We start from the raw sequence: 13,157 nt of genomic DNA, 5'->3' as shown, positions 1-13,157 counted from the left end.
AAATCCACCAAGGTGCAACCGGACTACGCCTGCTGTATTCAGTTTAGCAAATCCTTCGGTTAACGCACAGACTATATTTTCATTCTCAGCTGTGATGGCATTTCATGAGGCGTTGACAATCAAATGCAAAGACTTCTTTACCACGCAAGTCAAAACGGGATTGCCGCCTTTGCTCTATATGCGGATAATGGCTATAACGGATTGAACTTTGACCGCCCCGCATTTTCCCTTATGCAACAGGATATGAGAAATGGGCGGTTAGAAAAAATTATTGTGGCAAGCCTTGACCGCATTTCCCGTAACTGTTTAGACGTAATCGCTTTTGCAGATTGCGCCGCTGGTTTGGGTGTTTCTATTGAAGCGATCAACGGCGACCATGCCGCGCTGGATTGCAGCCGACAGCTATATGCTGCACTTGCCGCGAAAGGTGGTGAGCGCAGATGAATAACACTTTTTCCTTTCAGCAAATTGCAGCCCCCAAAGTGTTAAGCGCGGAAGTCCGCGAAGCCATTTCAAACAATGTCTTGCAATTCTATGTGCGCGATCAGCAGCAAGACACGCAGGACGAGGGTATAACGGCTTTATATGAAAGGCTTTCGCAAGAGGACAAGTTGGAGGGTGAGAGCAACAGTATTGCAAACCAAAAGAAGATTTTGGAACGATACTGCCGGGAGCATGGGATTACTGCCTATCGGCACTATGACGAGGACGACGGATATTCCGGTACAAACTTCAACCGCCCCGGCTTTCAGCGTATGTTAGCCGATATTAAGGCGGGGAAAATCAAGCGCGTTATCGTCAAGGATATGTCCCGTTTTGGACGCGATTATTTGCAAGTCGGTTTTTACACCGATATGCTGTTTCCCGATTTTGGCGTGCATTTTATCGCTGTCAACGACGGAGTGGACAGTACGCGGGGCGAAAATGAGTTTACCGCAATCCGTAATGTGTTCAATGAGATGTACGCCCGCGACACTTCAAAGAAGATACGCGCTACTTGGCAATCAAAGGGGAAATCCGGCGAACATCTTACCACAATCCCGCCTTACGGCTACATGAAAGACCCGGACAACAAAAAGAAGTGGATTATAGACGAGGAAGCCGCAGCCGTTGTGCAGCAGATTTTCGCGTTGTGCGTTTCCGGCATGGGTCCGACGCAGATTGCAAAATGGTTAGAAAAGCACGAAATCTATAATCCGACAGCTTACTCCCAAGCAAAGGGGCGGCCTGTTACCAACAAGCCGACGGCTAACCCATATAAATGGACAAATGAAACGGTTTCCCGCACTTTAGAACGCATAGAGTATTTAGGGCATACGGTGAACTTCAAGACCCGCAAGCAATCCTATAAGAGCAAGAAGAAGTTGTGGAACGACCCGTCGGAATGGGTAATCTTTGAAAACACACAGCCGCCGATTGTGGAAGAAAGCGTATTCCTCATTGTGCAGAACATACGCCGATCACGCCGCCGCCCTACCAAAATGGGCGATATGGGTATTTTCTCCGGGCTGCTTTATTGTGCAGAGTGTGGCGGCAAGATGTATCAATGCCGAGCAACGAACTTTACCGAGGAACAGAAGTATTTTATCTGTTCAACCTATCGGAAAGGCAAAGATTTGTGTACGACCCATTCCATAAAAAATGTTGTCCTGCATGAAATTGTTTTGCGGAACTTGCGGGAAGCAATCGAGTATGTAACGCAGTACGAAGCCGAGTTTATCCAAGAAGCAGCGGACAGCCGTTTGCGTGAGCGCGACGCGGAGTTTTCCCGCAAGCGCGAAACACTTTCCAGAGCCGAAAGCCGGATTGCCGAATTGGATAACCTGTTCAAGCATTTATACGAGGATAATGTAACCGGGAAATTATCAGATGAACGGTTTATCAAAATGTCCCGTGATTATGAGTTGGAGCAGGAAAACTTAAAATCAATGGCAGAAGTGTTGCGGGAAGAAATCAAGCAGCAGGAAAAGCAAAAAACCAACGTTAAGGCGTTTATCAGCGTCGTAAAGAAGTACACCGATATGCAGGAACTTGATGCTTCCATTTTGCGGGAGTTTATAGACCATATTGAAGTTTCCCATACCGACAAGAAATCCAAGACAAGGGAAATCACGATTGTCTATAACTTCATCGGTGCATTTGATTTTGACCGGGCAAAAGAAAAAGCCCAAAATACAACTCAAAAACAGCAAAGAACGGCATAGCCGTTTGGCTATACCGTCCCTTGCTTCAATGTTTTCTTAATTCACCGCCCCATTGGGCGGTCCTTTTTTGCTGTTAGGAAAGGGTGGCCTGGACCAGATCGGTCATGGAGTAGAGACCAGGGGTCTCCACACCGGCAAGAAATCGGGCCGCCCGGATGGCGCCGGAGGCAAAGACCTCCCGGCTCATGGCGGAGTGGCTCAGGGTGATGACCTCATTCTCACCGGCAAAGATCACGTCGTGATCTCCCACGATGCCGCCGCCGCGAACAGAGCAGATGCCGATCTCCTCCTTGTCTCTGGCCTTGCGGACGCTGTGGCGGTTACACACATAGTCGGGCTGGTAGGGAAGAGCGGATGCCGCCGCGTCGGCCAGCATGAGGGCGGTGCCGCTGGGGGCGTCCACCTTTTTATTATGGTGTTTTTCCACGATCTCAATATCGTAGTCCGTCCCCAGAGCCGCGGTTGCCTGGCGTACCAGGGCCAGCAGCACATTGACTCCCAGGGACATATTGGCGGAGCGGAACACGGGGATGACCCGCGCCGCCTGGTCGATGGCGGCCAGCTGCTCCTCCGAGTAGCCGGTGGTAGCCAGCACTGCCGGGATGTTCCGCTGCAAACAGAAGTCCAGCAGAGCGGGCAGGGCAGCAGGGGAGGAGAAGTCGATGAGAGCGTCAGCCTGCCCCTGGAACTCAGCGGGGGAGGAGAACACGGGGAAGTCCCGGTCACCAGTCCCCAGCAGGTCAAATCCGGCGGCGATTTCCAGGTCGGGCTGGGCGGCGCACAGATGCTCCACCGCCCGGCCCATCCGGCCGTTGCAGCCGGAGAGGATCAAACGAAGCATTTCCAACATCCTTTCCCGGTGGCTCAGGCGGAGAGCAGTCCCACCTTGACCATAGACTGACGGAGGGTTTCCAGCGGTCCGTCGCTCATATCGCACAGAGGCAGGCGGAGGGAGCCGATGTCGTAGCCCGCCAGATTCATGGCAGCCTTGATGGGAATGGGGTTGACCTCCAGGAAGAGGGCGTCAATGAAGTCCATGTAGCCCAGCTGAAGGGCGGCGGCCTGGTCAAACTTGCCCTCCAGGCACAGGTGGGTCATCTGGATCATGACCTCGGGGGCGATGTTGGCTACCACCGAGATGACGCCCTTGGCGCCCAGGCTCATCATGGGGACCACCTGGTCGTCGTTGCCCGACCAGACATAGAAGTCGTCGCCGCAGATGGCCAGGGTGTGGGCCAGCAGAGAGAAGTTGCCGCTGGCCTCCTTGACGCCGTTGATGTTGGGGTGCTGGGAGAGCACCTTGTAGGTCTCGGCGGTGAAGGAAACGCCGGTGCGGGAGGGCACATTATAGAGGATAATGGGCAGATCCACCCGGTCGGCAATGTATTCGTAGTGCTTGATGAGGCCGGTCTGGGACGCCTTGTTGTAGTAGGGGGTGACGTGCAGCAGGGCGTCGGCACCGGAGTCCTGAGCGTGCTGGGACAGGTAGACGGCGGCGGAAGTATCGTTGCTGCCCGCGCCGGCAATGACCTTGACCCGGCCGTTCACCCGCTTGACACAGTATTCCACGGCGGCAATGTGCTCCCGGATGGTCAGGGTGGAACACTCTCCGGTGGTGCCGCAGACGCAGATGGCGTCCAGGCCCCGCTCGATCTGCTCGTCGATGATTTTTCCGAACTGATCGTAGTTGATGGCACCGCTGTGGTCAAAAGGGGTGATGATGGCGGAACAGGCTCCGGTAAAAACAGGCTCTCTCATAATTAGGGTTACCTCCTTGAAATGTAACCCTCCGCGCACAGAAGTTCGGCAAGAAGGACTGCGCCGCCCGCGGCGCCGCGAAGGGTATTGTGGGACAGGCAGACGAACTTATAGTCGTACTGCGTGTCGGGACGCAGACGGCCAATGCAGACCGCCATGCCGCCCTCGGTCATCCGGTCCAGCCGGGTCTGAGGACGGTCAGGCTCCTCAAAGTAGTGCAGGAACTGCTTGGGAGCGGAGGGCAGGGCCAGCTCCTGGGCACGGCCCTTGTAATTTGCCCAGATCTCTTTGATCTCCTCCATAGAGGGTTTGTTCTCAAAGCGTGCGAACACAGCGGCCATATGGCCGTTGGACGCGGGCACCCGCAGACACTGGGCGGTGATGGCGGGGGACTGGGCGTTGACGATGACCCCGTTCTCCACCTTGCCCCACAGCTTCAGGGGCTCCTGCTCGCTCTTCTCCTCCTCGCCGCCGATGTAGGGGATCACATTGTCCACCATCTCAGGCCAGGTGTCGAAGGTTTTGCCCGCGCCGGAAATAGCCTGATAGGTGCAGACCAGCACCTGGTTCAGGCCGAAGCCGCGCAGGGGGTGCAGGGCGGGAACATAGCTCTGGAGGGAGCAGTTGGACTTAACGGCAATGAACCCGCGCTCCACCCCCAGTCGCTTTCGCTGGGCCTCGATGACTTTGATATGCTCGGGATTGATCTCCGGCACCACCATGGGCACGTCGGGCGTCCAGCGGTGAGCGGAGTTGTTGGAGACCACGGGGCACTCGTGCTTGGCGTAAGCCTCCTCCAGAGCCTGAATCTCTTCCTTCTTCATATCCACGGCGGAAAAGACAAAATCCACCTGGGAGGCAATGGCCTCGATATCGGCCTGGGCGTTCATGACCACCATCTTTTTGGCCTCTTCGGGCATGGGATTCTCCAGAGCCCAGCGGGAGCCGATGGCTTCCTCATAGGTCTTGCCGGCGGAGCGGCTGCTGGCCGCAATGACAGTGAGCTGGAACCAGGGGTGATTCTCCAGCAGGGAAACAAAACGCTGGCCCACCATACCGGTGCCGCCGATGACGCCTACTTTGTATTTTTCCATGACCATACCTCCGTTGCTCAAAGTTTATTCCAACACCGGCCTGTCTCAGACCGGAAACTCATAGCGAAAAGAAAAAGAAAATCAGCAGTTTACAGAACTGCTGATTTTGTACTATAATGACAGGGACAGTGCGTCCCCGACCATACCAGACAAAAGCAGACAGCACTCCGCCGCGTGTGCGGCGACAGTCGAACGGATCTTATCCGGGCGACCAGGCAAACGCACCACCGGGAGCGTCCCTTCGGCGGCCTCCCCTTTCACGCGGTTCACCGGGCCCGGTACCCTCACCACGCTACTCTTGAAGAGCCGCGCCTCTATCCTGCAAATGTAATTTCGCTATTTAGTTTGCAAAATTGTACCACAAGTTCTGGCAAAGTGTCAACGAAAGCGAGATGGGATTTCCGCCAAATGAAAACGGGAAAGATGAAAAAAATTGTGCAGATTGCAGCCCTGGCCCTGGCCATTGCCCTTCCACTGAGCCAGGCGCCGGCCTCCGCCGCCTCGGTGGCGGTGGATCCCACCATTAAAGTGGGTATCTTTTACGGCTCCAACGCCCTGCCTGGCGCCAACCTGCTCAACGATGTGGGCAGCGGGTACCGGCTGGGCTATTATGACGACAACCGGGTGTTTCAGCAGCTGGCCGCCACCAGTGAGACCGCCATCTCGGTGGTCAAAACCCAGAATGTCTACTACGGCAAGGTGGGGACATGGAGCGGCTATTACGACACCATTACCTCCAATATCGCCGTGGGCTGCTGGCATTTGAAGCTGCCCGGCAGCTACAGCTCCTACGACGAGGCTGCCGCTGCGGCCTCCGCCTATTCCGGCGGCTTCGTGGCCTGGATCGACGGGACGTGGCAGGCAAGAGTGGGGGCCTACCTGGACAAGGAATCTGCCCAGGCCGCCCAGACCAGCCTTGGCCTTGGGGACGCCGAGGTGGTGGGCACCTCCAGCGCCGGGGTATCGGTGGTCAAGACGGGCGCCAGCCAGATCCTCTTTCAGTTTGACAGCGCCTCCAAGTGCCTGGGCATCAAGCCCGGCCTGGACGACAGCGTCAAGACCGAGACCATCTTCCGGGGCTGTACCTATTACGGCGGCTTCCAGTATCAGCGGGTGAGCGGCGGCAACCTGACGGTGAGCAACGTCATCGGCTTGGAGGACTATGTACAGGGAGTCATTGTCCGGGAGATGAGCTCCTCCTGGCCCACAGAGGCACTGAAAGCCCAGGCGGTGAGTGCCCGTACCTACGCTTACCGCAACTACACCGCCAGCAAGCACAAGAGCCAGGGCTTCGACATCTGCAACTCCACCTGCTGTCAGGTGTACTACGGTATGGACGAGGTGACGGCCAACAGCAGCAAGGCGGTGGAGGAGACTTATGGCGAATACGCCTGGTACAACGGCTCCCTCATTGAGGCGGTATACTCCTCTCACGACGGCGGCGCCACCGAGAGCGCCGTCAATGTGTGGGGGAGCAACGTGGCCTACCTCATCGGCAAGTACGACCCCTATGAAGCGTCGGTGGCCAGCAAGGTCCCCAACTACAACTGGACGGTGACCTACACCGCCCAGGAGCTCACCGACCTGCTCAATTCCAAGGGCTATACCAACTCGGGCATCGTGGACTTCAAGGTCACCAAGACCAGCCCCACCGGCAATGCCATTGAGATCACCTTCACCGACTCCTCCGGCAAGAGTTGGAGCAAGATCCGGGACGACTGCCGCACCTTCCTGGGGCTGCGGTCCATCCATTACACCGTGTCCAGCTCCGCCGGCAGCGGCTCGTCCGGCGGGGGAGGGAGCTACACGGTGAACGGAAATGGTACCCTCGGCAGCCTGGACGGGGCCTATGCCATCGACGGCAGCGGTTCCACCTCCAAGCTGAGCGGCGACGTGTACATCATTGACGGCAGCGGCCAGGTGACCCAGGCCGCGCCCTCCGGCGGCAGCGGCGGGGACAGCTCTGCTGTGTTCACCATCACCGGCTCCGGCTGGGGCCACAACGTGGGCATGAGCCAGTGGGGCGCTTATGCCATGGCCCAGCAGGGCTATACTTATCAGGATATCCTGACCTTCTACTATACTGGAATAGAGGTGCGCAAGCCATAAAGACGTCTGATTTTGACTTTTACCTGCCGGAGGAGCTGATCGCTCAGACTCCTCTGGAAAAGCGGGACTCCTCCCGGCTGCTGGTGCTGGACAAGCACACCGGCGAAACGAAGCATATGCACTTTTTCGATCTGCCTACCCTGCTGAGACCGGGAGACTGCCTGGTGCTCAACGACTCCAGGGTGCTGCCCGCCCGGCTCATCGGCCACCGGGAGCCCGGTGGGGGAGCGGTGGAGGTGCTGCTGCTCATCGACCGGGGCAATAAGACCTGGGAGTGCCTGGTGCGGCCCGGCCGTAAGATGCGTCCGGGTACGAAGGTGTCCTTCGGCGAGGGCCAGCTCACCGCCGAGGTCACCGAGGTGCTGGAGGGCGGCAACCGGCTGGTCCGCTTCGACTATGAGGGCATTTTCCTGGAAAAGCTGGAGCAGCTGGGCAAGATGCCTCTGCCTCCTTACATTAAGGCCGAGCTTAACGACCCGGAGCGGTATCAGACCGTCTACTCACGGGAGGTGGGCTCCGCCGCCGCCCCCACCGCCGGTCTCCACTTCACCAAGGAACTGCTCAAGCAGGTGGAGGACATGGGGGTGCGTCTGGCCTATGTGACCCTCCATGTGGGCCTGGGCACCTTCCGCCCGGTGAAGGAGGAGGATATCCTGGACCACGAGATGCACTCGGAGTACTGCATGATCTCCGCCGAGACCGCCGAGACCATCAACCGCACCAAGGCCGAGGGAGGCCGGGTGATCTGCGTGGGCACCACTTCCTGCCGCACCATTGAGAGCTGGGCGGCAGAGGACGGAACCCTGAAGGAGAGCGCCGGATGGACCAATATCTTCATCTATCCGGGCTACAAATTCAAGGTGCTGGACTGCCTCATCACCAACTTCCATCTGCCGGAATCCACCCTCATCATGCTGGTGTCCGCCCTGGCGGGCCGGGAGCACATCCTGGCCGCCTACAAGGAGGCGGTGGAGCAGAAATACCGCTTCTTCTCCTTCGGAGACGCCATGTTTATCTGCTGAAACAACCAAAAGGCCTGCCGTAGTAAAACGGCAGGCCTTTTTTACATCCTGCTCAGTACCTCCACGTTGCCTGCCAGACGGGGATCGGTAGGGGAGAGGGCAAGAGTTCCCGGTCATCCAAACGAGCCGCGACGTTATCGGCGGAGCCGGTGTCCAGCACCACCGGTTGAGTGATATCACAAAAATAATTATTTACCATAAAATATAGATTAAGTTATGACTATAAAAATATGGAATTTATGCGGAACTGTGATTTTGGAATGTGAAAATGGTCGAATTGTTTGTTTTTTGCTGCTTTTTGCGGACTCTGTCACAGCAATCTTTGGAAGGAAAGCAGTTTTATCTTGCCTTTTCGCACCTTTTTAGGGTACAATATTACACATATGATAGGCAAGGTATATGTTTTGTGACAGGAGGTGCAATGCGGTAAGAGTGATGAATTCCTATTGCCGGCACATTGGATCAAGAAATTGACTGTAATTTGTGCCGGAAATAGCCTTTTATAAAACTCAGAAGGAGGAATTAACGAAATGAAGAAACGATTGCTGGCAATATGTTTGGCTCTTTGCCTGATTGTGGGGTTGCTGCCCACGGCAGTGCTGGCCGCGCCTGAGGGAGGCGGAACAGGCCTTACAGCGGATGATCCCATGGTGGTGCCGGAGGAAGCGCTCACTATTTCGGGAACTGTTTTGAAAGGAATTTCACAAGAGTGGCTGAATACCAACAAACCCCAAGATGGGAGTACTCTTTATCTGAAATTAGAGGTATCCGACTCCATCACTGAACTTGGCGATGGTTATGGAGGTTTCTGTCTTCAAACCGGATACAACTTGCAGGTGGACTTTTCTACGGCAAATAACCTGAAAAAAATTAATAATCAGGCATTTATGTCTGCTACCGCGTTGAATGGCGTGTTGGATTTATCTCATACTAAGATCACCACAATTGGGAAGAGCGCCTTCAGCGGCTGCACTGGCCTGACCGGTGTGATCCTGCCCCAGACCCTCGAAGTACTGGGCACGAGTAACGGCAGTTCTGGTTCTGTGTTCAACGGTTGTACAGGCCTGGAGTTTGTACGTACCGCGGGCGGCAGTGAGACTGCCGATTTTGAGCTGCCCTCCGGGCTAACGGTAATCGGGAAGCATACGTTTAAAAGTGCATTCACCTCTTCAGCATCCATTGTAGGAAGCATTCCTGCCTCCGTTGATATTGTAGGAAGTGAGGCTTTCTATTCCTCTGCTTTTTCCCAGCTTACATTGGAGCGCGAGGTAAAGGATGGTAGCTTTACGGGCTATGCTCCAAATGCTTTTAAATATGGAAATAACGGACTGCTAATATATAAGAATGCTGAGGCAGCCACTCATGACAGCAGTTTTTCCAGCGGTTTTAACTATGCCAAGGAAGCTTTTCCGGTTACATTGCATTTTATTGACGCAGACGGAATTGAGATACGCACTGCCCAAAAGTTGTTTAATGTCTCTATCGCATATGAGCTGGATGTGGCTAGCGGGCGATGGAATAAAACCGCCGGATATGTATTGCCGGATGCCGGTTCTGCTGCTATACCAGGATATGACAACGGTTGGCAGATCGAAGGCAGCAGCAAGCTATTAACATCGACCTCTAATGTGGTAGGTACCATTAAAGATGATCTGAACGTCACGGTCACGGGAAGCACTGTGCTTTCTAAGCCCACCGTGGAATACATGGTAAATGGCAGTGTGGTTGAGGACGCCGGCTCTGGTGTGCCGGACCTTACCGTCACTGTGGACCAGGAGAACCCAGGCACTGTCGGCGTACAGGTTACCCATTCCCTGGCAACTGAGGAAGCCAAAGAAAGCGGTACCTATGTCTATTTCGAATACTGCTGGTGGGATGAGAAGGACGGCAGTGTGAACGGTCCCCGGAGTGAAACCGAACCTAAGCTCTTCTCCACGGCGACAAACTCCAGCAATTACAACAGAGTATTTACAGATAACAACGAGATCCCGATCCGCAATACCTCTGATATCCGGGCGGACGGAGATTACTATCTGGTAGAGATCTTCGGCTACTATGTTGAAAACAACGGGACGGCCAAGCGGTTTTATAAATCTGGGCATAACTTCATTGCCGGTGACAACGCAACCGACAGAAGTTATCTTATGAATGTAGATGTGGAGGATATCACCCCCATCACCATCACCCCCGCGGACATCACTATTTACACCGGCGGCGAGGGCTATACCGGTGTGGTGGACGGCGAAGGTCAAACGACAACAACTGCCAATGGTATGCCGGAGCCAGGATATTTTATCACCCTGCCCGATTGGATGAACGAGGAGTTGGGTGGCTATGCCAATGCAGAAAATCTGTCGGATAAGCTTGTGCTGACCTATGACGGTGGGAACGGCGACAAAAAAGAATGGAATCTTAGCCTATACGGCACAACTGCCCATAGTACGGATGTGGCAGGCGTCGAGGCCGCTCGCTACATCTACCGCATTGTGCCCGGCGAGGGGACTGGGAACATTCCTGTTCGCCTGAAGTTGACCGATCAGATCACAGATGAAATAATTACCAGCGATCAGTTTACGCCCAACAGCAATGAGCAGTACAAGGCGTATGATATGAGTATCTACACAGATGAAGTAACAGCTGACAAGGTCACTGCAAAGATTACGATCAACGGCCAAACATATACCTGTAAAGTTGAAGGAACAGAAGGCCAACTAGTGATCCGCGGCCTGACGAGCGAGAATATTACGACAGATATTGTCGCCGCGGAAAGCGGGTTGAACTCCTCCAATATTTCTGCCGTACTGCCGAAAGGCGGCGTTACCTACTACATCAACGGCAGCAATGTGGAGCTGTCCGATACCGACGGCGTAAAGCTGTTGGTGGATGAGGTCCTGGATGACGGTGTGCTGAAGGCATATATCCAGGAAAACATGACCGGGAAGATCCCTGCCGGAGACTATGTCTACAAGCAGCAGTACCTGGACCTGGTGGACACCAAGAACGGCAACGCATACCTGAGCCTGGGTGAAAATGAGAAGCTCAGCATTTACTGGCCGGTTCCCGACGACTTCGACACCAGCAAAGACTTCTACGTGGTGCATTTTGATGCGCTGGATCGTAATTATAATAATCTGGGCGATGAGCTTAGCAAGAACGGTCCGGATGTGCTGGATGCCGAGCTTGTAACAGTAAACGACAAGCAGTACATTCAGTTTGAGACTGGTTCCTTCTCTCCCTTTGTGCTTGTATATGAGCAAGAGATCATTAACTCCCACACCTACACCCTCCGCTACAACACCAATGGCGGCCAGCAGATCCAGTCGGAATCCAAGTCCCGCTCCTGGGTGAAGGCTTACGACGAGCTGCCGGTGCCTGTCCGGGAAGGCTACATCTTCAAGGGATGGTACCTGGACAGCGGCCTGACCAATCGCGTGGAGGAGGACGTCAAGGTGAACCGTTCCTCCGTAACGCTTTATGCCAAGTGGAGCCTGGACTCCGCGGATCCGGATAACAGCGGTGTTTCTGACTGGCTGGAGACCGAGGAGCACAGAGCCTATTTGCAGGGCTATGGAAACGGTAACTTTGGCCCCACCGACAAGATGACCCGCGCCGAGGTGGCCCAGATGTTCTACAATCTGCTGAAGGATCAGGATGTGCCGGTCACCGTCACCTTTACCGACGTGCCCGAGGATGCCTGGTACAGTGACGCAGTGTATACGCTGGCCTCTCTGGGCATCGTGGAGGGAATCGGAAACGGCAAGTTTGCCCCGGAGCGTACCATCACCCGTGCGGAGTTTACCGCCATCGCCATGCGGTTTACCAACGGCGCGCTGGAGGGAGAGAATATCTTCTCCGATGTAAGCGAGGATGAGTGGTTCTATGAGGAAGTGGTAGGCTCCATTCAGTACGGCTGGATCAACGGCTATACGGACGGGACCTTCCGGCCCTATAACAACATTGCCCGCTCCGAGGTGACGGCCATTACCAACCGGATGCTGGGCCGCTCCGCTGACGAGGCCTTCGTGGACAGTCATACGGACGAGCTTCGGCAGTTCCCCGATGTATCGAAGGATGTGTGGGGCTACTATGAGATCATGGAGGCCACCAACACCCACGATTATACCAAGGACACCGACGGTGAAACCTGGGCTGACCTTGGCTGAATAGCTTAAATCCATTGCGATAACAGAATAGTAGTCAAAGAACTCCCGCGGAGAATAAATCTCTGCGGGAGTTCTTTTAGTCTGTGTACCACATTGTGTGCCAAAACTACAAAGTATATATTGCGATTTTGGCGGTATAGTGCTATAATTTCCATATATATGAAGAATGGGAAGGTATTTCTTTTAGGGCCATTACGAGGAAAGCGTGATTTTGTGATAGGGGGTGATGGACTGCAAGAAGCGCTGGGATCCTATTGTACGAGAATGGGGTTTGATATGCTGTTGGAACAGTGGGACGCCCGGCGCAATCTGCCATTGACCCCTGCTCACATTTCCTACATCAGCAAGCAAAAAGTCTGGCGGCGGTGTGATAAGGGCCATACGTGGCAGGCATCCGTTGCCTCCCGCACCTCGGGAGGCAACGGATGCCCGGTGCGAAGCGGAAAAAATGATCTGGGCAGCCATTCCCCCACCTGGCCGCCCAGTGGCATACAGAGAAAAACGGATCTCTGACGCCCCGGCAGGTTCTGCCCGGCAGCCACCGGATGGTGTGGTGGTGGTGTGAGCGGGGGCACGAATGGCAGGCCCAGGTCAAATACAGGGTGGAGGGCTGTGGTTGTCCGGTGTGCGCCAATCGGGAAATTCACCCCGATGAGAACGACTTTGCCACCTTATTCCCGCGCTAAATTCATCAGCTATGAGAAGATCATGCAAATTGGATTTGATGTCTGCCGGTATTACGCCAATTATTGGTCCGTTTATGGGCTACATGGAGATATCGATCATTTGCATCTCCATTTTGCGGTC

The 13,157-nt window shown here is 54.8% G+C and carries 10 protein-coding genes and 1 riboswitch; of the genes, 7 read left to right on the top strand and 3 right to left on the bottom strand.

All coding sequences use genetic code 11. From position 1 onward, the window contains the following. Positions 1 to 123 precede the first annotated feature (123 nt). Positions 124 to 444: a recombinase family protein gene (locus B5G40_RS03070; RefSeq protein WP_087398716.1), complete on the top strand. Its 321-nt coding sequence runs from the start codon at positions 124 to 126 to the stop codon at positions 442 to 444. After that, a complete protein-coding gene (locus B5G40_RS03065; protein ID WP_021737547.1) occupies positions 441 to 2,204 on the top strand; it encodes a recombinase family protein in 1,764 nt (587 codons plus the stop codon). Before B5G40_RS03070 ends, B5G40_RS03065 begins: the two co-directional genes overlap by 4 nt. Positions 2,205 to 2,277: 73 nt before the next feature. Here B5G40_RS03065 and dapB read toward each other — a convergent pair whose 3' ends face one another. The 3 genes from dapB to asd are packed head-to-tail and all read right to left on the bottom strand — an operon-like array spanning position 2,278 to position 5,056. Further along, positions 2,278 to 3,045 (bottom strand): 4-hydroxy-tetrahydrodipicolinate reductase, encoded by a 768-nt coding sequence (gene dapB / locus B5G40_RS03060; protein WP_087398715.1) that lies wholly within the window; start codon positions 3,043 to 3,045, stop codon positions 2,278 to 2,280. A 23-nt stretch (positions 3,046 to 3,068) separates the two neighbouring features. Beyond that, entirely contained in the window at positions 3,069 to 3,962 is an 894-nt protein-coding gene (gene dapA / locus B5G40_RS03055; protein ID WP_087188057.1) for a 4-hydroxy-tetrahydrodipicolinate synthase, read from the bottom strand. Between the two features lie 8 nt (positions 3,963 to 3,970). Next, complete coding sequence (gene asd / locus B5G40_RS03050; RefSeq protein WP_087266434.1) at positions 3,971 to 5,056, bottom strand: aspartate-semialdehyde dehydrogenase; 1,086 nt, start codon at positions 5,054 to 5,056, stop codon at positions 3,971 to 3,973. 152 nt (positions 5,057 to 5,208) lie between these two features. Then, a riboswitch (Lysine riboswitch) is annotated at positions 5,209 to 5,381 on the bottom strand. 98 nt (positions 5,382 to 5,479) lie between these two features. Between asd and B5G40_RS03045 the strand changes: the two genes are divergently transcribed. The 5 genes from B5G40_RS03045 to B5G40_RS17260 all read left to right on the top strand — a co-directional run bounded on the left by B5G40_RS03045 (position 5,480) and on the right by B5G40_RS17260 (position 13,036). Continuing rightward, positions 5,480 to 7,165 (top strand): SpoIID/LytB domain-containing protein, encoded by a 1,686-nt coding sequence (locus B5G40_RS03045; RefSeq protein ID WP_087398728.1) that lies wholly within the window; start codon positions 5,480 to 5,482, stop codon positions 7,163 to 7,165. After that, entirely contained in the window at positions 7,162 to 8,187 is a 1,026-nt protein-coding gene (queA, locus tag B5G40_RS03040) for a tRNA preQ1(34) S-adenosylmethionine ribosyltransferase-isomerase QueA (protein WP_087398727.1), read from the top strand. The genes B5G40_RS03045 and queA overlap by 4 nt, the downstream gene beginning before the upstream one ends. Positions 8,188 to 9,653: 1,466 nt before the next feature. Then, positions 9,654 to 12,350, top strand: a complete 2,697-nt coding sequence (locus tag B5G40_RS03035; protein ID WP_242959152.1) for an S-layer homology domain-containing protein — start codon at positions 9,654 to 9,656, stop codon at positions 12,348 to 12,350. Positions 12,351 to 12,509: 159 nt separating this feature from the next. Then, positions 12,510 to 12,863 carry a zinc-ribbon domain-containing protein gene (locus B5G40_RS17265; protein WP_343286719.1) on the top strand — a complete coding sequence of 118 codons (354 nt, stop codon included), beginning with the start codon at positions 12,510 to 12,512 and terminating at the stop codon, positions 12,861 to 12,863. Further along, positions 12,824 to 13,036, top strand: coding sequence for a zinc-ribbon domain-containing protein (locus B5G40_RS17260; RefSeq protein ID WP_343286720.1), 213 nt, complete (start codon positions 12,824 to 12,826; stop codon positions 13,034 to 13,036). The genes B5G40_RS17265 and B5G40_RS17260 overlap by 40 nt, the downstream gene beginning before the upstream one ends. The last annotated feature ends 121 nt before the right edge of the window (positions 13,037 to 13,157 follow it).

This window comes from Flavonifractor sp. An9, from assembly GCF_002161245.1.
Lineage (GTDB): Bacteria > Bacillota > Clostridia > Oscillospirales > Oscillospiraceae > Flavonifractor > Flavonifractor avicola.
This window is presented reverse-complemented; position numbering and strand designations above follow the sequence as displayed.